Origin of the sequence: Parafrigoribacterium mesophilum (assembly GCF_039652555.1) — a bacterium.
Taxonomy (GTDB): Bacteria; Actinomycetota; Actinomycetes; order Actinomycetales; family Microbacteriaceae; genus Parafrigoribacterium; species Parafrigoribacterium mesophilum.
The window spans coordinates 698,454-720,540 of record NZ_JBDJAF010000001.1 but is presented as its reverse complement, the minus strand read 5'-3'; the positions used below and the strand labels follow the sequence as shown (position 1 = coordinate 720,540).

General features: G+C 66.5%; 24 protein-coding genes. 16 read left to right on the top strand and 8 right to left on the bottom strand.

Translation table 11 applies throughout. The features are described from left to right. Positions 1-45: 45 nt before the first annotated feature. Positions 46-1,530, bottom strand: coding sequence for an MDR family MFS transporter (locus ABFX56_RS03400; protein ID WP_346231866.1), 1,485 nt, complete (start codon positions 1,528-1,530; stop codon positions 46-48). 243 nt (positions 1,531-1,773) lie between these two features. Between ABFX56_RS03400 and ABFX56_RS03395 the strand changes: the two genes are divergently transcribed. Both ABFX56_RS03395 and ABFX56_RS03390 read left to right on the top strand, forming a co-directional pair. Beyond that, positions 1,774-2,442, top strand: coding sequence for an HAD family hydrolase (locus ABFX56_RS03395; protein ID WP_346231865.1), 669 nt, complete (start codon positions 1,774-1,776; stop codon positions 2,440-2,442). Positions 2,443-2,498: 56 nt separating this feature from the next. Further along, positions 2,499-2,681, top strand: coding sequence for a PspC domain-containing protein (locus ABFX56_RS03390; RefSeq protein WP_346231864.1), 183 nt, complete (start codon positions 2,499-2,501; stop codon positions 2,679-2,681). A gap of 65 nt (positions 2,682-2,746) precedes the next feature. Here the strand turns inward: ABFX56_RS03390 and ABFX56_RS03385 are convergent, their stop codons facing one another. The 3 genes from ABFX56_RS03385 to ABFX56_RS03375 all read right to left on the bottom strand — a co-directional run bounded on the left by ABFX56_RS03385 (position 2,747) and on the right by ABFX56_RS03375 (position 4,086). Next, the gene (locus ABFX56_RS03385; protein WP_346231863.1) at positions 2,747-3,010 is read right to left on the bottom strand and encodes a hypothetical protein; all 264 of its coding nucleotides are present in this window, start codon (positions 3,008-3,010) and stop codon (positions 2,747-2,749) included. 62 nt (positions 3,011-3,072) lie between these two features. Then, positions 3,073-3,717: a TetR/AcrR family transcriptional regulator gene (locus tag ABFX56_RS03380; RefSeq protein WP_346231862.1), complete on the bottom strand. Its 645-nt coding sequence runs from the start codon at positions 3,715-3,717 to the stop codon at positions 3,073-3,075. Positions 3,718-3,792: 75 nt separating this feature from the next. Continuing rightward, entirely contained in the window at positions 3,793-4,086 is a 294-nt protein-coding gene (locus tag ABFX56_RS03375) for a GNAT family N-acetyltransferase (RefSeq protein ID WP_346231861.1), read from the bottom strand. Between the two features lie 194 nt (positions 4,087-4,280). Here ABFX56_RS03375 and acs point away from each other — a divergent pair, with 194 nt between their 5' ends. Together acs and ABFX56_RS03365 are read left to right on the top strand one after the other, a co-directional pair. After that, a complete protein-coding gene (gene acs / locus ABFX56_RS03370) occupies positions 4,281-6,281 on the top strand; it encodes an acetate--CoA ligase (RefSeq protein WP_428834390.1) in 2,001 nt (666 codons plus the stop codon). A gap of 295 nt (positions 6,282-6,576) precedes the next feature. Further along, positions 6,577-6,711, top strand: coding sequence for a hypothetical protein (locus ABFX56_RS03365; protein WP_346231859.1), 135 nt, complete (start codon positions 6,577-6,579; stop codon positions 6,709-6,711). Here ABFX56_RS03365 and ABFX56_RS03360 read toward each other — a convergent pair. After that, complete coding sequence (locus ABFX56_RS03360; RefSeq protein WP_346231858.1) at positions 6,708-7,685, bottom strand: aldo/keto reductase; 978 nt, start codon at positions 7,683-7,685, stop codon at positions 6,708-6,710. The genes ABFX56_RS03365 and ABFX56_RS03360 overlap by 4 nt on opposite strands. A 47-nt stretch (positions 7,686-7,732) precedes the next feature. Here ABFX56_RS03360 and ABFX56_RS03355 point away from each other — a divergent pair, with 47 nt between their 5' ends. Then, positions 7,733-8,026, top strand: a complete 294-nt coding sequence (locus ABFX56_RS03355; protein WP_346231857.1) for a hypothetical protein — start codon at positions 7,733-7,735, stop codon at positions 8,024-8,026. 12 nt (positions 8,027-8,038) lie between these two features. Here ABFX56_RS03355 and ABFX56_RS03350 read toward each other — a convergent pair whose 3' ends face one another. Continuing rightward, positions 8,039-8,689, bottom strand: coding sequence for a DUF1345 domain-containing protein (locus tag ABFX56_RS03350; protein ID WP_346233135.1), 651 nt, complete (start codon positions 8,687-8,689; stop codon positions 8,039-8,041). Between the two features lie 71 nt (positions 8,690-8,760). Here ABFX56_RS03350 and ABFX56_RS03345 point away from each other — a divergent pair, with 71 nt between their 5' ends. Together ABFX56_RS03345 and ABFX56_RS03340 are read left to right on the top strand one after the other, a co-directional pair. Next, positions 8,761-9,150, top strand: a complete 390-nt coding sequence (locus ABFX56_RS03345; protein ID WP_346231856.1) for a DUF3054 domain-containing protein — start codon at positions 8,761-8,763, stop codon at positions 9,148-9,150. A 12-nt stretch (positions 9,151-9,162) separates the two neighbouring features. Continuing rightward, positions 9,163-9,684 carry a PaaI family thioesterase gene (locus ABFX56_RS03340; RefSeq protein WP_346231855.1) on the top strand — a complete coding sequence of 174 codons (522 nt, stop codon included), beginning with the start codon at positions 9,163-9,165 and terminating at the stop codon, positions 9,682-9,684. Between the two features lie 12 nt (positions 9,685-9,696). On the opposite strand, the gene ABFX56_RS03335 is transcribed toward ABFX56_RS03340, so the two are convergent. Further along, on the bottom strand, positions 9,697-10,701 hold the full coding sequence (locus ABFX56_RS03335) for an aldo/keto reductase family protein (RefSeq protein ID WP_346231854.1): 1,005 nt from the start codon (positions 10,699-10,701) through the stop codon (positions 9,697-9,699). Between the two features lie 310 nt (positions 10,702-11,011). Here ABFX56_RS03335 and ABFX56_RS03330 point away from each other — a divergent pair, with 310 nt between their 5' ends. From ABFX56_RS03330 to ABFX56_RS03320, 3 genes are all read left to right on the top strand, one after another. Next, complete coding sequence (locus ABFX56_RS03330) at positions 11,012-11,689, top strand: M23 family metallopeptidase (protein ID WP_346231853.1); 678 nt, start codon at positions 11,012-11,014, stop codon at positions 11,687-11,689. Between the two features lie 157 nt (positions 11,690-11,846). After that, positions 11,847-13,130: a DNA polymerase IV gene (dinB, locus tag ABFX56_RS03325; protein ID WP_346231852.1), complete on the top strand. Its 1,284-nt coding sequence runs from the start codon at positions 11,847-11,849 to the stop codon at positions 13,128-13,130. 10 nt (positions 13,131-13,140) lie between these two features. Continuing rightward, complete coding sequence (locus ABFX56_RS03320) at positions 13,141-13,596, top strand: nitroreductase family deazaflavin-dependent oxidoreductase (RefSeq protein WP_346231851.1); 456 nt, start codon at positions 13,141-13,143, stop codon at positions 13,594-13,596. Between the two features lie 15 nt (positions 13,597-13,611). On the opposite strand, the gene ABFX56_RS03315 is transcribed toward ABFX56_RS03320, so the two are convergent. Continuing rightward, the gene (locus ABFX56_RS03315; protein WP_346231850.1) at positions 13,612-15,543 is read right to left on the bottom strand and encodes a heavy metal translocating P-type ATPase; all 1,932 of its coding nucleotides are present in this window, start codon (positions 15,541-15,543) and stop codon (positions 13,612-13,614) included. An 87-nt stretch (positions 15,544-15,630) separates the two neighbouring features. Here ABFX56_RS03315 and ABFX56_RS03310 point away from each other — a divergent pair, with 87 nt between their 5' ends. The 6 genes from ABFX56_RS03310 to ABFX56_RS03285 all read left to right on the top strand — a co-directional run bounded on the left by ABFX56_RS03310 (position 15,631) and on the right by ABFX56_RS03285 (position 21,992). Further along, complete coding sequence (locus ABFX56_RS03310) at positions 15,631-18,015, top strand: phosphoketolase family protein (RefSeq protein ID WP_346231849.1); 2,385 nt, start codon at positions 15,631-15,633, stop codon at positions 18,013-18,015. A gap of 10 nt (positions 18,016-18,025) precedes the next feature. Then, a complete protein-coding gene (locus ABFX56_RS03305) occupies positions 18,026-18,346 on the top strand; it encodes a hypothetical protein (RefSeq protein WP_346231848.1) in 321 nt (106 codons plus the stop codon). Positions 18,347-18,558: 212 nt separating this feature from the next. Further along, complete coding sequence (locus ABFX56_RS03300) at positions 18,559-19,170, top strand: ECF transporter S component (protein WP_346231847.1); 612 nt, start codon at positions 18,559-18,561, stop codon at positions 19,168-19,170. A 4-nt stretch (positions 19,171-19,174) separates the two neighbouring features. Beyond that, on the top strand, positions 19,175-20,656 hold the full coding sequence (locus ABFX56_RS03295) for an ABC transporter ATP-binding protein (RefSeq protein ID WP_346231846.1): 1,482 nt from the start codon (positions 19,175-19,177) through the stop codon (positions 20,654-20,656). A gap of 5 nt (positions 20,657-20,661) precedes the next feature. Continuing rightward, positions 20,662-21,438 carry an energy-coupling factor transporter transmembrane component T family protein gene (locus ABFX56_RS03290; RefSeq protein WP_346233134.1) on the top strand — a complete coding sequence of 259 codons (777 nt, stop codon included), beginning with the start codon at positions 20,662-20,664 and terminating at the stop codon, positions 21,436-21,438. Further along, positions 21,438-21,992: a zeta toxin family protein gene (locus tag ABFX56_RS03285; protein ID WP_346231845.1), complete on the top strand. Its 555-nt coding sequence runs from the start codon at positions 21,438-21,440 to the stop codon at positions 21,990-21,992. Before ABFX56_RS03290 ends, ABFX56_RS03285 begins: the two co-directional genes overlap by 1 nt. Positions 21,993-22,087: the final 95 nt, after the last annotated feature.

Here is a 22,087-nt window from a genome sequence, read left to right as displayed (position 1 = left end):
CACGTCGCTGCGCTACCAGGTGGCAGTCGCAGTCGTTGATCGGGATTATTCCGGGTGCAAGGCAGGCGCCAAGTCTGGCTTCGGGGTGCGCACCAGGAACGCGACGGGAATCGCCAGCAGTGAGATGATCGCGCCGACCAGGAACGCGAGCCGGATGCCGGACGCCAGCGACGAGACCTCGGACGCGCCACCGGAGGCCAGTGTTGCGGCCTGCGCGGACATCACCGTGACAAACAGGGCAGTCCCGGCCGCTCCGGCCAGCTGCTGCACGGTACCGACGATCGCACTGCCGTGCGAGTACAGTTCCGGTTTCAACGAGCCGAGGCCGGCGGTGAACAGCGGCGTGAACAGCAGCGCCAAGCCGAGGCTCAGGGCGATGTGGGCGCCGAGCACCCACCAGACCGGCGTGGTCTGCGTGAACATCGTCATGAACCAGAGCACGCTGCTGACGATCACCGATCCGGTGGTCAGCAGCGCTGTGGGGCCGATGCGGTCGTAGATGCGGCCGGCAGTCGGCGCAAGCAGACCCATGGTGAGTCCGCCGGGCAGGAGCAGCATGCCCGTGGTCAGCACGTCCAGACCCATCACGTTCTGCATGTAGATCGGCAGCAGGATGATCACCCCGAACAGGACGACCATGCTGATGGCGAGCATGGAGATGGCGAACGTGAACGTGCTCGAGGTGAAGGTGCGCAAGTCGAGGAGGGCATCGTCACGGCGTTGCAGCCGCAATTGGCGTAGCACGAACACGGTCAGCGCGACCGCACCGACGCCGAGGGGAATCCATCCGGAGAGCGAGTTTCCGCCCGAGGCGGCGGCGCCGATGTTGCTGAGACCGAACACGATTCCACCGAAGCCGAACGCTGACAGGATCACCGACGGCACATCGAAGTGGTTCTTGCGCGGCGTCGTCACATTCGTGATGCGCGTTGCGCCCAGCGCCAGCGCACCGAGGGCGATGGGGAGGATGAGCAGGAACATCCAGCGCCAATCGAGCACGCTGAGGATCACCCCAGAGATCGTCGGACCGATGGCCGGTGCCACCGAGATCACGATCGAGATGTTGCCCATCGTGCGGCCGCGAGATGCCGGCGGAACCAGCGTCATCACCGTGGTCATCAGCAGCGGCATCATGATGGCGGTTCCGCTAGCTTGCACCACCCGGGCGAACAGCAGTACTTCGAAGCCGGGCGCCAGCGCGGCGATGAGCGTGCCGGTGCTGAACAACGTCATCGCGGCAATGAAGACCGGACGAGTATTGAATCGCTGCAGCAAGTAGCCGGTGATCGGGATCACCACGGCCATGGTGAGCATGAACGCAGTGGTGAGCCACTGTGCCGCGCTTGCGGTGATGTTCAGGTCGCGCATGAGGTGCGGCAGGGCCACGCTCATGAGTGTTTCGTTGAGGATGACCACGAACGCGGAGACCAGCAGCAGCGTGATGACGAGCTTGTTGCGGGCGTGCAGAGTTTCGGATTCTGGCGCGACGGCGTCGCGGCGCAGCGCCGGCGACTGGGCAGTTTCTGGCATGGGATTCCCGTCGGGATGGGTGAACTGTGGAGAGATTGTGTGGGCTCTGATGCCGCCGATCGCCGGGCGGGCGTGATCCGGTCAAGGCGACACATCAGGTCAGCGTTCGCGCGGGCTGCGTTATTCCGAAGCGCGCGGAGTCAAAACTACATCGCACCAATGTATACGGCGTCCACATCAATTGCAATGCCGAGACGAACCGCGGCGTGGCGCCGGATGCCGCGGGCGCCTATCGTCGTGGCCGTGAGCACACTCTCCGCCGTTTTATTCGACATAGACGGGACTTTGGTCGACTCCAACTACTCGCACATTGCCGCGTGGAGCAAGGCGTTGGCACAGCTGGGCGAGCCGGTGGATTCCTGGCGCATCCACCGTGCCATCGGGATGGATTCCGCCAAGCTCCTCGACGCGCTGCTGCACGAACACGCCGTCGAGCTGGGCGATCGCGCCAAGGAGCTTCATCAGCAGTACTTTCTCGACGCCGCGTCGCAACTGCGGGCGTTCGCCGGAGCACGGGACCTGATCCAAACTCTGAGTGCACGCGGTCTGCGGATCGTGTTGGCCACCTCCGCGCCCGAGAAGGAATTGGACGTGCTGACACAGGTGTTGCAGGTCCAGGATGCGGTGGCCGAGGTCACCTCCGCGTCCGATGTGGAGGCGGCGAAGCCGGAACCGGACATCATCGAAGCCGCTCTTGCCAAAGCGCGAACACCGGCATCCGCGGCGATCATGGTCGGCGACGCCGTCTGGGACATCGAAGCCGCCGCACGAGCGGGAGTGCCCTGCGTCGCCGTGTGTTCGGGAGGCACCGGCGCATTGGAGTTGCGAGAGGCCGGCGCGGTCGCGGTGTACGACGACGTGGCCGATCTGCTGGCACACCTCGACGCCGGTCCGCTGGCCGCAACTGACTGATGATTGGGGGGTTTCCCCGATTGCCACTCGGGGTACCACCCGCGCAAGCTGGAAGCATGAATCTCAGCAGACCACGACACGACCGAGTGATCGCAGGCGTGTGCGCAGCCCTTGCGCGCCGCTTCGGATGGCGAGTGCGAACAGTGCGCATTCTCTCGGTTTTGAGCATCCTGTTGCCGGGGCCGCAGGTGGCCATCTACCTCGTACTCTGGATCCTCATCCCGAACGACGTCGCGTAACGGAACCCGCACGGGCGCCGTGCCGCCCGGTCATTGCGTCGGCCCGGTCATCCCTCCAGCCCGGGTCATTCCCTTGGCGGAGCGAAATCGTCGTCGTCGATGTCGACATCCCCAGGGTCGTCGGGTCCACCCGTGCCCGGCAGCACTTTGACAGCGGCGTCGTCGATGTCCGGGTCGCGCGTGGCAGGGCTCTTGCGCGGGTGTTCCTGGCGGGATTCCGTCTCCCGCTCGCTGGCCGGGCTATATGCGGTGTCCGGGTCGTCCGGGTCCACATCCTCGGTGTGATTGTCGTCGGCGTGGTTATCGTCAGTGTGGTTATCGTCAGCCATGCGGCAGAGGATACGCCGCACGCCGGACAGCGTCGAGGGCCCGTCGCATCCGGCCGGATGCGTCAGAGACCGCGGTCGACCATGGTCAACAGGCGCTGCGTCGTCGCATCGGCCAGGGAGTCATCGAGCCCCCGCAGCGGACCGTCGATCACGAGCATGGCGAGCCCGTGCACTGCGGACCAGGCTAGGAATTCGGCGTTCGCCCGACGCTCGGTCGGTAGCGCACCCGCAGCCACGAGCCCGTCCAAGGCATCGGCAAGCAACTGGAATGGGGTGAAGCCCGCCGTTCCTGCCTTCGAGGGATCGGTAGCCCGGCTCATGTCGTCGGGAACGGTGAACGCGACCCGGAAGAGGCCGGGCTGTTCGCGGGCAAAGGCGAGATAGCCGAGCCCGATGGCACGCAGCCGGTTGCGCGCCGTCGCCGTGGCATCATCGACCGAGTCGGTTCGGTCGAGTTCTTGCTGGATGCGATCGGCAACCTTCGCCTGCGCGGCAGCGGACACCGCCACCAGCAGCGCCTGCCGGTCGGTGAAGTGCCGATACGCGGCGTTCGGGGAGACACCCGCGCGCCTGGTCGCCTCGCGCAACACGACTGCCTTCGGTCCTCCTCCGGCAGCCGCCATCGACAGTCCCGCCTCGATCAGCGCTTTGCGCAGCTCCCCGTGGCGGTAGCTGCCGCGTACCGGAGCTTCCCGGATGCCCGCCATGGACGCCTCCCGAATCGCTGGTTCCCGACTGTCATTGTTGACAGCGTACACATGCCGGCGAGTGCGCAGGCAGGTTTAGCGGCCTTTCTCCAGAACCGGCGGACCGTCGACAAAGTTCTCGAACTGTTTGTTGGTCATCACCCATTCGGTGATGGTCGGGCACAGTGAAACGATCCGCTTACCCGAGGCCTTCACGTCGCTCAAAGCGCCAACGATGAGCGCGTCGGCAAGGTCATCGCTCACCTGCGTATTAATGAAGACGCGCCACTGACCGTCATCACGGTAGTTGGTGAACCCGAGCACCTCGGTGCCGCTTCGAAGTTCGTAGTGGTGGATGGCATCGACACGCTCGACGACGACTTCGCTCATACCTCCCATCATCCGCCCCAATTTCGGGCAAGGGAAATTGCGAGGTTCGGAGCCAGCAGGCTCAGGTTCGTCGCCGGATGATGGCCGCGCTGCTAGCGTGGGATGCATCGTCCGCAGGAGTGAGCGACGCCACCTTCAGTTACCGTGATGCCGACTTGGCCACGAGCCTGATCGACGTGTGACCCACCCATTGCATGTTGAACCAAAGGAGATTCATTGTGACCGAGTCGGCAGAGTTATCGGTGTTGTTGCACGAGACGTCGCGGTTCGACCCGCCGGCTGACTTGGCATCAACCGCCAATGCCCAGCCGGAGATTTACGACAAGGCTAAGGCGGACCGGCTCGGCTTCTGGGCAGAGCAGGCCGAATTCTTGACCTGGGACAAGAAGTGGGACGAGGTGCTGCAGTGGGATCTGCCCCACGCGAAGTGGTTCGTCGGCGGCACCCTGAACGCGTCGGTGAACTGTGTGGACCGTCACGTGGATGCCGGCCACGGCGACCGGGTGGCGATCCACTGGATCGGTGAGCCGGAGGGCGACACCCGCGACATCACCTATCGCCAGCTCAAGGATGAGGTCAGCAAGGCCGCGAACGCGTTGATCGCGCTCGGGGTGAAGAAGGGCGACCGGGTCGCCATCTACATGCCGATGATCCCGGAGACGGTGTTCGCGATGCTGGCCTGCGCGCGCCTGGGCGCTCCGCACATGGTCGTCTTCGCCGGGTATTCCTCGGAGGCGCTGTCCACGCGGATCATCGACTGCGATGCGCAGATCGTGATCACCGCGGACGGCGCCTGGCGCAAGGGCGCCCAGAACGCGTTGAAGCCGGCGGTGGACGAGGCACTGAAGACCTGCCCAGGGGTGCGCAACGTGCTGGTGGTCAAGCGCACCGGCCAGGATGTCGGCTGGACCGAGGGTCGCGATGTGTGGTGGCACGATGTGGTGGATTCGGCGAGCCCGGAGCACACGCCGGAGGCGTTCGACTCCGAGCATCCGCTGTACATCATGTACACCTCCGGGACGACCGGCAAGCCCAAGGGTGTGCTGCACACCACCGGCGGGTACCTGACCCACGTGTCCTCGACCTCCCGGTACATTTTCGACATGAAGCCGGAGACCGACGTGTTCTGGACCGCGGCGGACATCGGCTGGGTGACCGGGCACAGCTACATCGTGTACGGGCCGTTGGCCAACGGGGTGACCTCGATCATGTACGAGGGCGCTCCGGATGCCGGTGGCAAGGACCGCTGGTGGAAGATCATCGAGCAGCACAAGGTCACCATCCTCTACACGGCGCCCACGACCATCCGCACGTTCATGAAGTGGGGCGAGGAATACCCGGCGGCCCATGACCTGTCCAGCCTGAAGATCATCGGCTCGGTGGGGGAGCCGATCAATCCGGCCGCCTGGGCCTGGTACCACAAGCACATCGGCGGTGACAAGGCCGCCGTAGTGGACACCTGGTGGCAGACCGAGAACGGCGGCATCCTGATCACGCCGCTGCCCGGGATCACCAGCACCAAGCCGGGCGCCGCGATGACACCGTTCCCCGGAATCTCCGCCGACGTCGTGCACAACGACGGCACGCCGGTGGGCAACGGCGAAGCCGGCTTCCTTGTGGTCACCGAACCCTGGCCCGGGATGCTGCGCACCATCTGGGGCGACGACGAACGGTTCACGAAGACCTACTGGTCGCGGTTCCCCGGCGTGTACTTCAGCGGCGACGGCGCCAAGAAGGACGACGACGGCGACATCTGGGTGCTCGGCCGGGTGGACGACGTGATGAACGTGTCCGGTCACCGGATCTCCACCACCGAGGTGGAGCACGCCCTGGTGTCCCACGACGCGGTCGCCGAGGCGGCAGTGGTCGGCGCCAGCGACCCGATCACGGGCAAGGCGATCGTCGCCTTCGTGACGATCAAGTCCTCGTTCGACACCGACGGTCAGGCTGGGATCGACCTGGTTGCGACCCTGCGTGAGCAGGTGGCGCACAAGATCGGCAAGATCGCCAAGCCGCGGCAGATCCTGCTCACCCCCGAGCTGCCGAAGACCAGATCCGGGAAGATCATGCGGCGCCTGCTGCTGGATGTCGCCGAGAGCCGTCCGCTGGGCGACGTGACCACGCTGGCCGACTCCGGCGTCGTGGACATGATCGCCGAACTGATGCAGACCAGCACCACACCAGAGGAGAGCTGAAGGTCCCCTGAGCGAAGAAGCGGAGTCCACCGGCACTCCCGCCGTCGAGGTTTTGCGGCGGTGGGAGCGCGGCGGCGCCGTGTGGCGTCTTCTGTCTCGCACCCCCGGCTCAGTCGAGATATCACTGATGACCTGCACAGGAGATCAGGAAGTCGACCGGCTGGTCTCGGACGACCCAGAGCTGCTGGAATATCTGGGGGATCGCACACGCAGCGACGAGTAGGGACTTTTACATTCCTGTGGCGTACTGTCAGGGACATGGAGCCATCATGGCTCCCATACGAGGGAGACCACCATGGGAGATAAATCACCGAAGAAGTCGTCCGCGAAGACCGCGGGCAAGTCGATCAAGGAGAAGCGCGCAGACAAGCACGCGAAGAGCGCGGCGAAGAGCAGCGCCGACGCCTCCGACGCGGTGAAGAAGCGCTAAAACCCCTCGATGGCGTGCGGCACGTAGTGCTGCTCTAGCCGGTCGAGTTCTTCGTCACTCAGTTGCAACTGGACAGCGGCCACAGCATCCTCAAGGTGCTGTGGCCTTGTTGCGCCAACGATCGGCGCAGTCACGGCCGACTGTTGTGCCACCCAGGCCAGGGCGACTTGGGCGCGGGACACGTGCCGCGCCGCGGCCACCTGGGCAACCGCTTCCGCAACATGGCTGTCCGATTCCTCGGTTTGCCGATACAGCGTCTTGCCGAACTCGTCCGAGGCGCTGCGCCTGGTCGCCGCGTCCCACGGCCTGGTCAGCTTGCCGCGGGCCAACGGACTCCAGGGGAGCACCCCCACTCCCTGGTCGAGGCAGAACGGATGCATTTCCCGCTCCTCCTCCCGGCTGATCAGGTTGTACTGGTCCTGCATCGAGACGAACTGGGTCCAGCCGTTCATCGCGGCGGCGTGCTGCATCTGCGCGAACTGCCAGGCGAACATCGACGACGCGCCGATGTAACGCGCCTTCCCGGCTTTCACCACGTCGTGCAACGCTTCCATCGTCTCCTCGATCGGCACGAGTGGGTCGAACCGGTGGATCTGGTACAGATCCACGTAATCGGTGCGCAGGCGACGTAGGCTCTGATCGATCTCGTGCAGGATCGCCCCGCGCGAGAGTCCTGCGCCACCCGGACCAGGCCGCATCCGCCCGTGCACCTTCGTCGCGATCACGACCTCCTCGCGTTTTGCGAGTTCGCCCAGCACCTGACCGACGATCTCCTCGCTCGAGCCGGCGGAGTAAACGTTCGCCGTATCGAACGTGGTGATCCCCAGCTCCAGCGCCCGGGCAATGACCACACGGCTTTCCGCCAGGGGCAAGCTCCAAGGATGCGTGCCTCTGGCCGGGTCGCCGAAACTCATGCAGCCGACGACCACCGATGACACTTGCAGTCCGCTCAAGCCCAGGCGCGTGTATTCCATTCGTCAACGCTACAACGACTCACGGACGCGGCCACTAGTCTGGTCGGATGAATCAGCGGCGAACACCGGCGCAACGGTCGCCGTCGGCTTTCGGCGTGGGGGCGCAGGTGATCGTGCACCTCGACCGCACCGACGGTCGCGGTTTTCTGCAGGAAGATCCAGTCGGAGTCATCATCGCACCTGGTCGAACGCTGGGCGAGACACCGTACGCGCCCCCGACCGCGGACGACCCGTCCTGGATCGTCGAGTTCGAGCAGCCGTTCACCGGATTGGACGGCAGCGGCCCGCACTCCTCCGCCAAGGTTCCCGAGCGGCTGCTCGAGCTGGCGCCCGTTCAATAGCGGTCAGACCGGTCAGGCGGAAAGCCCGGCGACGAGATTGATGACCGTCGCGAGGATGACCGAGCCGAACACGAACGACAACAGGGCATGCCGCAGCGCCGTCGAACGGATCGCATGGGTCTCGATGTTCGTGTCGGAGACCTGGAACGTCATCCCCAGGGTGAACGCCAGGTAGGCGAAGTCGCTGTACTGAGGCGGCTGCGCCTGATTGAAGTTGATCCCGCCCACGTCCCCGCGGTAATAGAGTCGCGCGTAGCGCAACGTGAAGAGGGTATGCACGAGGAGCCACGACAGCGCAACGCTGACCACCGCCAACGTGGCCAGCAATACCTGCGGCGCGGCTGACGTCTCATGACCGGCGATCAGGATGACGGCCACGGCGGCGAGGCTCGCGAGGCTGGCACCGATAATCAGCAGATCCGTGGTTGCCCTGGACGGGTCCTCCTCCGTAGCGTGGCTGGCGGTTGCTTCGGCATCCATCCGCCCGATGATCAGCCACACCCAGCCGCTGTAGACGAGCGCGGCAACGGCCCAGCCGACCACCGGCGCGATGATCCACGAGGTCAACGGGGCGACACCAATGCTGGCCGCCACACCCGCTACCAGCATGATGGCCAGTCGCAGGCCGGCGCGCTGAGAGCGCGCCCCGGAATCTGTGGCCATCACAGTGTTGATGCTAGCCGCAGCCGGCCAACGGATCGTTGCGCCAGGCGGGCCACACCTAGACTTGGCTGGTGATCACCCGTGCGTCCGGCCTGCGCCGGTTCGTGCTGCCCGCGGCAATCGACCTGATCCTGGTGCTGGTTTTTGTCGGGCTGGGGCGTGGCTTTCATGAGGAGGGCGTGAGCTTTGGATCGATGGTGATCACGGCATGGCCGTTCGTCGCGGGGTTGGCGGTTGGCTGGCTGGTCACACGAGCGTGGCGGAACCCGTGGCCGGTAGTGCGGCCGGGAGTCGGCATCTGGATCGTCACCGTCGCGGCGGCCATGATGCTGCGCTTCGTGGCCGGCTTCGGCACTGCGGTCAGCTTCATCATCGTCGCCGCAGTGGTCCTCGGGGTGCTGCTGCTCGGATGGCGTGCCCTGGCCCACCTGCTGTTCCGAAATGCCAGGCTGCGTTCGTGACAAGCTGAGCTCATGACAGACACCGACGTCGACCGCACTCGCACCATCAGCTGGGAAGACCCGATGATCGGGGCTTCCCTGATACCCACCATGTCGGGACTGGAATACATGCAGGCGTTGCTCACCGGCGCTGTGCCGCCGCCGCCGATCATCAGCTTGATGAACATGCAGCTCACCGCCGTCGAGGTGGGCACAGCCACCTTCACCTGCGAGCCGAACGAGTCCCACTACAACCCGATCGGCACGGTGCACGGCGGGTTCGTTTGCACGGTGCTCGATTCGGTCGCCGGTTGCGCCGTGCAGACGACACTGCCCAAGGGGCAGGGCTATACGTCCTTGGAGATCAAAGTCAACTATCTGAGGCCGCTCACCACTCGGTCAGGCGTTCTCACCGCTGTCGGCACCGTGGTCAAACCGGGTTCCCGGGCGGCGTTCGCCGAGGCCGTCGTGACGGATGCCACTGGGCGCGTCATCGCCACCGCCAGCAGCACCCTGCTGATCTTCCCCATCCCAGCACCGGTCCCCGCCCCCTGACGCGTCCGTCGATCAGGCGGGACGCTTGGCCGGCAACTGAGTGCGTCGTGGGTCCCGCACCGGAATGTCACCGAGGATCTCGTCGATCGTCGCGAGCACATCCTGAGACAAGTGCACCCCCGCGGCGGCGACATTGGAAGTCACCTGTTCCGGCCGGGACGCCCCCATGATGGCGGACGCGAGGTTGGGGTTGGACAGCACCCAGGCGATCGCCAACTGGGCCATGGTGAGACCAACCTCATCGGCAACCGGCTTCAGCTTCTGCACCGCGGTCAGCACCGGTTCTGCGAGGAAGTGCTTGTCCAGGCTCTCGCCCACTTTCGGATCCGTGGCGCGGGTGCCCTGCGGCAGCGGCACACCGGGCTGGTACTTGCCGGTGAGCACGCCCTGCGCCAGGGGTGACCAGACGATTTGCGAAATACCCAGCTCCTTGGATGCCGGGACGACCTCCGCTTCGATGACTCGCCACAGCATTGAGTACTGCGGCTGGTTCGAAACGAGTTGCACGCCCAGTTCCTTGGCCAGCTTGTGACCGGCCCGCAACTGCTGCGCGTTCCACTCCGACACCCCGATATAGACGGCCTTGCCGGCGCGCACCACATCCGCGAACGCCTGCATGGTCTCCTCGAGCGGCGTTTCGATGTCGTACCGGTGCGCTTGGTACAGGTCAACGTAATCTGTGCCCAGCCGCTTCAGCGAGCCGTTGATCGACTCGAGGATGTGCTTGCGCGATAGCCCCGTGTCGTTGTGTCCCTTGGGTCCGGTCGGCCAGTACACCTTCGTGAAGATCTCGAGCGACTCCCGCCGCTGCCCGGCCAGCGCTTCGCCGAGCACCTTTTCCGCCCCGGTGTTGGCATAGGCATCCGCCGTGTCGAAACTGGTGATACCGGCATCCAGCGCCGCCCGCACGCAGGCGATCGCCGTGTCGTGTTCAATTTGCGACGCGTGAGTCAGCCAATTGCCGTAGGTGATTTCCGAGACTTTGAGTCCGCTATTGCCGAGATATCTGAATTCCATAAGGCCACGCTAGTCCGGGAACCGAACGAGCCATGCTGCCGGCCGGTGTGCCGACGCCGGATCAACCGCAGGAGCGTTGCCAGGAAACACGGAGGTGCAACCGGCAGGCTTGGTCGCAGACCGCTCCGCGAGGTTCGGTCCAGGAGTGGCGTCTCCGAAACGTCGCACGTCATTCTGCCTGCTCCTTCCCGATCGACAGGCGCGCCGTGCGCCCAGATACAGAGACCTAGCCGATTTGCCGTTCCGCCTTACCCGTTCTCGCGCCCTTTCGCTTCAGTTGACCTCCGCGCTCGCCGTGGGGCTGTTCATCGTGACGCAGACCATCAGTGCTGATGCTCCCGCCTCGGCGGCGCAGTTGCAGCCGGCCGCGCTGCACTCCGAGTCGTTGAACCTGGCGGCAGGGCAAAACGGGGGCTTCGGTGCCTCGGCCGCGGTCGCCGTGCCGCAGTCGGTGGCGATCCCGGCTGCAGTGGTTGATGAGACGATTGTTCGCGACGGTTACACGGTGACATTGCCGCCGCCGCCGCCCCCGGCGCCGGTGCAGGTAGCCGCGGTCAAGCACGTCGCGGCGCTGCAGTGGCCGGTCCCCGCCGGCACGCCGGTGGGAAGCCGGTTCGGGGCGCGAAGCTCGCCGTGTTCCGGATGCTCGTCCATGCACTTGGGGGTCGACTTCAGCGCGGGACGAGGTGCCCCGGTGCGCGCCATCGCCGACGGGGTCGTCGTTGAGGCGAACAGCACGGATTCTGGCGGGTACGGCGTCTACCTGGCAATCCGGCATGTCATCGGCGGGCAGGTCGTGGTGAGCGGGTACGCGCACATGCAGGTTGGCTCGATGAATCTCCGCGTCGGCAGTTCGGTGGCCGGTGGCCAGGTAGTCGGCCGCGTCGGTGACACCGGAGCCAGCACCGCACCTCACTTGCACTTCGAAATCCGGGTCGGAACGACGCACGTTGACCCGCTGGCCTGGATGCACGCCCGGCTCGGCTGAGCATCCGTCCACCTCCGGTGAGCGGGTTCCGGTGATCGGGTTTCCGGTGATCGGGTTTCCGGTGATCGAGCTTGTCGAGATCCCCTCCCCGTGACCCGGGTCTCGACAAGCTCGACCACCGGGGCTGGACGGCCGGTTCCGCAGGTAGCCTGGTCGGGTGAGCAAGCAAGACGGCAGTTCACGGCAGGTGAGCGCAGCATCCGTCGACAGCACCACCGCAACGATCTTGCACGTCGACCTCGACGCGTTCTTCGCCTCGGTGGAATTACTCGACCGCCCGGAACTGGCACGCCAACCGGTCGTCGTCGCCGGCCGGTCGGCGCGGTCGGTGGTCACCGCGGCCAACTACCCGGCGCGCAAATACGGCGTGCGCTCGGCCATCCCGTTGTCGCGGGCACTGCAACTATGCCCCCATGCGGTGGTGCTCGAACCGCACTTCGAGAAATACCGACACTACTCAAAACAGGTCATGGCGATCTTCGACGAGATGACGCCACTGGTGGAGCGGCTCGGCATCGACGAGGCGTTCCTCGATGTCGCCGGTGCGCGCAACCTGATCGGCACGCCGGCGGAAATCGGGGAGTTAATCCGTCGCCGGGTGCGTGCCGAGACCCGACTGGCGTGCTCCGTCGGGGCGGCATCCACCAAGTTCGTGGCGAAGCTGGCGTCGGGGCGGTCGAAACCCGATGGGATGCTCGTGGTACCGGCCGATGACACGCTGAGCTTCCTGCATCCCCTGCCGGTCGGCGCCCTCTGGGGAGTGGGTTCCGCGACCGAACAGGCCCTCACCTCCAGGGGCTTACGTACGATCGGTGACATCGCCGTCACACCGCTGGCGCAGTTGCAACGGGCCGTGGGAAAGGCCGTGGGAGCCAAGCTGCACGATCTGTCGAGGGGAATCGATCCCCGGCAGGTCACGCCCGACAGCGAAGGCAAGAGCATCGGCCACGAGATCACCTTCGACGTCGATGTCTCGGATGCTCAGGTGCTGCGACGTGAACTGCTGCGGCTGGCCGCGCAGGTGGCGGCCAGACTTCGCGCCGACGGGCTGGTCAGCCGAACCGTGGTGCTCAAGCTGCGATATGCGGACTTCACCACCATCACCCGATCGCGAACGCTCGCCGAGCCAACCGACCTGGGCCGTCGCCTGTATGACGAGGCGCGCGCCGCCTACGACGGCGTGGGCGCCCATGAGCCGGTGCGGCTGATCGGGGTTCGCGCGGAGCAACTCTCGCCCAGCGGCGATACGCAGCCCGGACTGTGGGACACCGACGATGGCTGGCGGGAAGCGGAGCTGGCGATCGACGGCGTGAGCGAACGCTTCGGACAGGGCCTGCTCGGACCAGCGTCCTTGTTGCAGCGCTCCGAATCAGTGGGTCCATCGAAGCGACGCCCTCGCACTGAGAAATGGGCCCAAGAGGAGTCGAATTCGTCGGGATAACGTAAGAACCATGACTGAACAGCCTGGTTCCGATCCGCGCCACCCCATCGACAGCCCCACCGGGTGGGTTGCCAAGCAGATTGCCAAGTACGTCGCCACCGACGGCCGCGAGGGATCCACGCAACGCGGTGCACCGCTGCTCCTACTGACCACGCAGGGCCGCAAATCGGGAAAGTGGCGGCGCACGGCCCTCATCTTCGGTGAGCGGGACGGGAAGTTCATCATCGTGGCATCCAAGGGCGGCGCGCCGGCGCACCCTTCCTGGTACCTGAACCTCGTGGCCAACCCCGAGGTACGGGTGCAGGTGTACGACCGCATCTTCGCAGCGACAGCACGCACCGCCACCGCGGGGGAGAAGCCGGCACTGTGGTCGTTGATGGCCTCGATCTGGCCCGACTACAACGTGTACACGGCCAAGACGGACCGCGACATCCCTGTCGTGGTCCTCGACCCCGTCGCCGACTAGCCTGCGCCTACACCGTCACCGGTTCGCTGCGCCCGAAGTGTTGGGTGCGGCGAACCTGCTGGGGGCGCGGCGAGCCGCGGCATCCACCGCGCTGGTGGGGCGTCGCCCGGCGCCGAGGGCCCGTAGCGCGTTGAGAATGGTGGCGAGGTCGACGACCTCCTGCAGTGCCGCGCCCACGATCGCCGGCAAGAAACCGAACGCGCCGAGAAGCATCAGCCCGACGCTCATCCCGATCCCGAGCCAGATGCTTTGAATGGCAACATGCATGGTGCGCCGCGCGACGCCGACGGCGTGCGTGACGCGGGACAGATCGTCGAGCATGATGACGACGTCCGCCGACTCGCTGGCGGCAGTGGACCCCTTGGCGCCCATCGCAATGCCGACATCCGCTGCGGCGAGCACGGGCGCGTCATTGACCCCGTCGCCTACCATGATCACCGGCCGGACGCTGATGCCGCGGATGGCCAGCACCTTGTCGGCGGGCAGCAGGTCGGCGCGCACGTCGTCGATCCCCAACTGGGATGCCACGTGCCCCGCCGTCGCCGCGGCGTCACCGGTGAGCATCAGCCGGTGGTGGATGCCCAACGCTGCCAGCCCGGCGAGGGTGGCCACGGCGTTCGAACGGATGCGATCGCTGAGGATGACCGTTCCAGCGAACACCCCGTCTACCGCAACGTAGACGGCAAGCTGTCCGTCGGCCAACGGCGCCTCGACCACGCCGGCAGCGTGTTCGGCGACGAAGGAAATCTTGCCGACGACGACCCTCCGCCCGCCGATGGTGGCGGTGACTCCGTTGGTGGCGACTTCCCGAGCATCATCGGCGGAAGTGAGGCTCACGCCGGCCTCACGGGCGCTGGCGACCAATGATCGGGCCAGCACGTGGGAGGAATACTGCTCAGCCGAAGCGACCAGGCTGAACAGCTCGTCCGTGCTAATGGCGCTGGTCGGCTGCACCGCGGCGACCGCAGGTTCTCCGTGGGTGAGGGTGCCGGTCTTGTCGAAGGCCACCGTTCGGGCACCCGCCAGGAGCTCAAGGGTGCCGGCATTCTTCACGATCACACCGCCGCGGGCCGCGCGGCTCATGCCACCCATGAACGCGACGGGTGCGGCGATCAGCAGCGGACACGGTGTGGCCACCACGAGCACCTCGGCGAACCGCAGCGGATCGCCGGACAGCAGCCAGGCGATCCCGGCGATAAGAAGCGATACCGCGGTGAACGGCACAGCGTAGCGGTCAGCAAGGCGCACGACGGGCGCCCGGGACTCGGATGCCGCTGCCACCAACGCGACGATGCGCTGGTACTGGCTGTCCGCCGATCGTGCGCTGACGCGCATCGTGAATGCGCGTTCACCGTTGAGCGAGCCACTGAGCAGCGGCTCGCCGGTATTGCGCTCGACGGGAATGCTTTCACCAGTGAGCGAGGACTCGTCGAGGGTCGCTTCCTCCGACAGCAGTATGCCATCGACCGGGACGATCTCGGACGGCTTCACCAAGAGGGTGTCGCCGATGCCGACCTCACCGACCGGGACATCCTGCACGTGCTCGGTGGAACCTTCGTAGCGGTGGGCCTGCTGCGGAGCCCGCGCGAGAAGGGAGGTGAGTTCGCGCTTCGCCCGACCGGCCGCGTAGTCCTCCAGCGCCTCGCCGCCGGACAACATCAGGACGATCACCAGACTGGCCCAATACTCGCCGACGAGCACCGTGGCGATGATTGCCATGATCGCGAGCACGTCGATGCCCCAGCGACCGTGCATCAGGTCCCGCACCATGTCGCGCAACTGGAGTACCGCGATCAGCAGTGCGAAAATGCTGATTCCCCACGCGGCCCATGCGGTGTGCCCGGACAGCGCGGCCGCGCCTCCCAGCACGGCCACCAGCACGGTGACCGCGACGACCGGGTAGCGTCGCACCGCCCGGTTCGCGCGCGTCATCCACACCCGTCCCATGTCTCATTCCTACCTCCTTGCGCAGACGCTCACCAGCAAGGGAAGGCTGCCCAAAGGTAGAATCACGACACTGAGATTGGACTGGCGATGTCCTCTTCGAATGACGACTACCTTGCGGTGGTGGACTGCTGGTGGCGGGCGGCGAACTACCTGTCCGTCGGGCAGATCTACCTTCTGGACAACCCGCTTCTGGTCAGGCCGCTTCGCGCCACCGATATCAAGCCGCGTCTGCTGGGGCACTGGGGCACCACCCCCGCGCTGAACTTCGTCTACGCGCACCTCAACCACGCCATCGTTCAGCGCGACCTCGACGTGATCTACATCGCAGGCCCGGGCCACGGCGGCCCTGGCATGGTGGCCAACGCCTGGCTGGACGGCACATACTCGCAGCTGTACCAGGACATCACGGCGGATGCCGCAGGCCTGCGCGCCCTGTTCCGGCAGTTCTCTTTCCCCGGCGGAGTGCCCTCGCACGCCGCGCCAGAGACACCGGGCTCGATCCACGAGGGTGGCGAACTGGGCTACAGCCTGGTGCATGCCTACGGCGCCGCGCTGGACAACCCGAAGCTGGTCGTGGCGTGCGTCATCGGCGACGGTGAGGCGGAAACCTCCACACTTTCGGCGAGCTGGCAACTGCACCGGTTTCTCAATCCGGCCGACGACGGCGCCGTGCTGCCCATCGTCAACCTCAACGGATACAAGATCGCCAATCCCTCGGTGCTGGCGCGCATCCCCGAGAGCCAGTTGCTTGAGTTGTTCCGAGGCCACGGTTACTCTCCCCGGCTGGTGTCCGGCGGCTTCGATGGCGAGGATCCGATGCTGGTCCACGCCCGATTCGCCGCGGAACTCGGCCGCGCGCTGGATGACATCGCCGACCTCCAACGGGACGCCCGCGTCGGCGGCACCGCACCTGAGTCGGCCTGGCCGGTGCTTCTGCTGCGCACCCCCAAGGGATGGACCGGACCGAAAACCGTTGACGGGCAACCGGTGGAGGGCACCTGGCGAGCACATCAGGTGCCGCTGCCGGCGGTGCGTGAGAAGCCGGAGCATTTGGCGCAACTGCAGGACTGGCTGCGCAGCTACCGGCCGGCAGAACTCTTCGACCGCAACGGCGCGCCGTCCCCTGCGCTCGAGACGAATCGTCCGGCCGGCGACCGGCGGATGAGCGCGAATCCCAACGCGAACGGCGGCATCCTGCGCAAAGAGCTTTCGCTGCCGCGGCTGACGCCGCACGAAGTGTCGATTGCCGATGGACGAGGCACCGTGGCAGAACCCACCAGGGTGCTGGGTCGCTGGCTGCGGGACGTGCTCTCCCACAATCAGGACAATTTCCGCATCTTCGGACCTGACGAGACCGCCTCCAACCGGCTGGACGCCGTGTACCAGGTCACCGCGAAACAGTGGCAGGGCCAGATCCTTCCCACCGACGAGCACCTCGCCCGCCGCGGGCAGGTCATCGAACTGCTCAACGAGAATCTCATGCAGGGACTCCTCGAGGGATACCTGCTCACCGGACGCCACGGCGTGTTCACCTCATACGAAGCATTCATCCACGTGGTCGATTCGATGTTCAACCAGCACGCCAAATGGCTCGAATCCGCGTCGGAGGTGCCGTGGCGGCGCCCCATCGCATCCTTCAACTACCTGCTCTCCTCGCACGTGTGGCGCCAGGACCACAACGGCTTCTCCCACCAGGATCCCGGGTTCCTCGACCTGGTCGTGAACAAACGCGCGTCGCTGGTTCGCGTCTACTTGCCCCCGGATGCGAACACGCTACTGGTGACCGCCGAGCATTGCCTGCGCTCCCACGACTACGTCAACGTCATCGTCGCAGGCAAGCAGCCCACGGCGACCCTGCTGAGCCTGGCCGAGGCGAGGGCGCATGGCCGGCGAGGGGTCAGCATCTGGGACTGGGCGGGAACAGAGGTCCCGGGCGTCCCACCGGATGTCGTCCTCGCCGCTGCCGGAGACGTGCCCACCATCGAGGCGATGGCTGCTGTGCAACTTCTGAAGCAGCACATCCCAGAGCTCAGGGTGCGGTTCGTCAACGTGGTCGACCTGATGCGACTCCAAGACAGCACCGAGCATCCGCACGGACTGGACGACGCGTCGTTCGATGCGATTTTCACCACGGATCGCCCGGTGATCTTCGCGTTCCATGGCTATCCGACGCTGATCCACCGTCTCACCTACCGGCGCACCAACCACGACAACATCCACGTGCGCGGTTTCCGAGAGCGAGGCACCACGACGACGCCGTTCGACATGCTGATGATGAACGACCTGGACCGGTTCCGGCTCGTCATGGACGTCATCCGCAGGGTGCCTGCGCTGACCGACCGTTACGCCACGCTGAGTCAACGGATGGACGACGAGCGGCTCCTGCACCGCGAATACACCCGTGAGCACGGCGAGGACCCGCCGGACGTGGCCGGCTGGCAGGGTCTGCCGTTCGCTGCGGGTCAGGCGTAACATCCTTCGGATGAGCAACGTTGCGCAGACCCTGGCCGAGACCGTTCGCTCCCGCGGAGTGGAGCTGGCCTATGGTGAGCCGTTCGAAGCCGGTGACGCCACAATGGTGCCGATCGCGTTGGTGACCTACGGGTTCGGTGGCGGCAGCGACGTCAACAACAACGGCGGAGGGGGCGGGGGCGGGCTCGCCATTCCGCTGGGCGTGTACGTGACGCGAGGCGCGAGCACTCGGTTCCACCCGAATCCGGTGGCTCTCATCGGCGTGATGACACCGGTGCTGTGGGCGCTCGGACGCTCGATCGCCCTGATCGTCAAGGCCGCCCGCCGCTGACCTGCCCGCGGAATAGCACCCCTTCCCGGTGCGCCAGTTTAGGACGGTCACAACGGGTATTTCGCGGGTAGAATCGGACCGAACACGGGAGTCCGGTGAGCCGGGCTGAGAGGAAGCTGATCCAAGCTTCGACCGTCGAACCTGATCTGGATCATGCCAGCGCAGGGAGCAGACATCTCGAAACCCGTGCCCCTACCGAAAGGGCACGACAAGTGACCAGTACTACAACAAGCACCATCCGCCGCAACTACCGGTGGCGGGTCGTCGACATCGTCGTCGCCAGCGTGATCGGCGTGGCATCCGGTGTCATCTTCTGGGCCTGGGGCCTGGCCTGGACGCCGCTGAGCGCCCTGCTCTCCTTTACTCCCGGGCTGGAGGGCATCCTCGCCGGCGGCTGGCTGTTCGCCGGCGTGCTGGGCGGGCTCGTCATCCAGAAGCCCGGAGCCGCGCTCTACACCGAGATCATGGCGGCCGTCGTCTCCATGCTGATCGGCACCCAATGGGCATTCCTCACCCTGGTCTGGGGTGTGATCGAGGGACTCGGTGCGGAACTGGTGTTCGCGCTGTTCCTCTACACCAACTGGCGCCTGGGTGCCGCCCTGCTCGCCGGCGTCGGCGCCGGCGTCGCGGTCGGACTGCTCGACACCAACTTCACCAGCTACGCGGCGCTGGCGTTCTCGGCGAAAGCGATCTACTTCAGCGCCGCCGTAGTATCCGGGATCGTCGTGGCCGGGCTGCTGTCCTGGCTGGCCGTGCGCGCTCTGGCCGGCACCGGAGCGCTGGGCCGGTTCGCCTCCGGCAGGCAAGCCTCCGTGCAGGCATGACACCGTGACGTCGTCGGCCGGTGTCGGCATCCGGGCCAGCGGATGGGGATGGCGCTACGCCACCAGAGCCTCCTTCGGGGCGCGGGAGCTGAGCTTTCAGATCCGGCCGGGCGAGCGCGTGCTGCTGCTCGGCGCATCCGGAGCCGGCAAGTCCACCGTGCTGCAGGCGCTGGCCGGCGTGCTCGGGGGCCCGGACGAGGGCGAGCAGCATGGCGAGTTGCTCATCGACGGACGACCGGCGGCCGAGGCGCGCGGCAGTGTGGGACTGGTGCTGCAGGACCCGGACTCGCAGGTGGTGCTCGCCAGGGTCGGCGACGACGTGGCCTTCGGATGCGAGAATCTGGGCGTTCCGCGGGAGGAGATCTGGCACAGGGTCGATGCGGCACTGGATGCGGTGGGGCTCGACCTGCCACGCAGCCATCCGACGTCGATGCTCTCCGGCGGGCAGAAGCAGCGGCTGGCGCTCGCCGGGGCCCTGGCCATGCGGCCGCGACTGCTGCTGCTGGACGAACCGACGGCGAACCTTGACCCGCAGGCGGTGCTCGAGGTGCGCGACGCGGTCGCCCGCACTCTGCAGGCGACCGGAGCCACCCTGGTGGTGGTGGAACACCGGGTCGCCGTCTGGCGCGACCTGATCGACCGGGTGATCATCCTCGACGCGGCAGGCGGCGTCCTGGCCGACGGGGCACCTGAGACGGTACTAGCCGCCCACAGTGACCAGCTGGCGGCCGCGGGAGTGTGGGCCGGATTCTCGCCGCGGGTGCCCGAACGGGCATCCGCGCGGCCGTCGGTGACACCGCTGCTCTCGGCCACCGGCGTGGACATCGGCCGGTCCGTGTTCGGCCAACGCCTTCCGGTGACCGTCAACCGCGACATCGATCTCGCAGTAGCCGCCGGAGACGCGGTCGTGGTCACCGGGGCCAACGGCAGCGGCAAGTCGACCCTCGCCCTCACGATCGCCGGGCTCATACCCCCCATCGGCGGCGACCTGGCCGCCCAGCCTGCACTGGACCGGGGCGCGGGTCTCCGGCCGATCAGCTGGAGATCCCGCGATCTGCTCACCCGCATCGGAGTCGTCTTCCAGGATCCCGAGCACCAGTTCCTGGCCTCCAACGTGCGTGAGGAACTGGCCATTGGCCCGCGCGCGCTGAAGTTGACCGCCGATGAGGTGAACGCTCGCGTCGATGAACTGCTGCAGCGGTTGCGTCTGGATCACCTGGCCGCGGCCAATCCGTTCACGCTGTCCGGCGGCGAGAAGCGCCGACTCTCGGTGGCCACGGCGCTGGCTACGCGGCCGCAGATCCTGGTGCTCGACGAGCCGATGTTCGGGCAGGATGCCCGCACCTGGCAGGAGCTTGTCGACCTGCTGGCGGAACTGATCGACTCTGGCACGGCGATGGTCGCGGTCAGCCACGACCCGGACCTCGCCCGCGTGCTGACCGCGGACGAACTGCACCTGACGACTCAGGCGGTGATCTCCGCGTGAGCTTGATGACCCCGGACATTCGGCCGTCGGCTGTCGCGAGCATCAACCCGGTCGCCAAACTCGCGGTCGCCCTCATCCTCAGCGCCGTGCTGCTGCTGTCGATTGACGTCGTGTCCGCCTCGGTGGCGCTGCTGCTGGAAAGTGTGCTGCTGTTCTTCAGCGGCATCAGCCCCCGACAGTTTTGGATACGCACCATCCCACTGTGGCTCGCCGCGCCCTTCGCGGGGATCACCACGGTGCTCTACGGCGCGGACAGCGGCGCCACCCTGTGGCAGTTCGGGTTCGTGTCGGTCACCGAAGGGTCGGCCGCCTTGGGGGCGGCGATCGTGCTGCGGATCCTGTGCATCGGACTGCCGGGCATCGTCTTGTTCGCCACGACCGACCCGACCGACCTGGCCGACGGGCTCAGCCAGGTGGCGCGGCTTCCCGCCCGGTTCGTGCTGGGCGGGCTAGCCGGCCTGCGCCTGGTCGGACTGTTCATCGAGGACTGGCGCGCCCTCGCCCTCGCCAGGCGCGCCAGGGGAGTGGGCGACCGCAGCGCTCTGTCACGGCTGCTCAGCCAGGCGTTCGCGCTCCTGGTGATTTCGATTCGTCGTGGCAGCAAGCTGGCGACCGCCATGGAGGCGAAGGGGTTCGGGTCGGAGCTGCCGCGCACCTGGGCCAGGGCATCCACGTTCGGGCGGCGCGAGTGGGCGCTCATCGGCATCGGCACCACGATCGCCGCGGTCGCGGTGTTCGCGGCCGTGTCCACCGGCAACTGGCACTTCGTGCTCGATAGCTGATGACTCCGGACCAGGCGATTCCGGACCGGGCGACTCGGGACCAGGCGAGCGCACCATCGCGACGGGGCCGGCCGACGGTCACGCTCATCGACGGACGGTCCGGCTCCGGCAAAACCGAACTGGCGCGCCACCTCGCCGAGAGCACTCCCGGAATCACCCTCATCCGGCTCGACGACATCTATCCGGGGTGGGACGGCCTCGACGCCGCAAGCCGTCACATCCACGACCATGTGCTCGAACCGTTGACCGCCGGCCGCAGCGCCCGCTGGCAACGCTGGGACTGGAGTGCCGACGCACCGTCCGAGTGGCACGACGTGGATCCGACGCGGCCGCTCATCATCGAGGGCTGCGGTGCGCTCAGTCGCGCCAATCGGGCACTGGCCGATGTCGGCATCTGGGTGGAGTTGGATGCGGCGACCCGCAAGCAGCGGGCCTTGGCCAGGGACGGCGACGCTTACGCACCGTACTGGGACCGCTGGGCCGCGCAGGAGGCCGCCTTCATCGCCCGGGAGCATCCACAGACTCTGGCCGACCGTGTGGTCCGCACCGCTTGACCCCCCTCGCCCTCCGTCCCTCGCCTATCTCGGCTCCCGTCCCGTCCCGTCCCCGTCCCCGTCCTTAATCCCGTTTCAAGGAAAAACTGTCAATC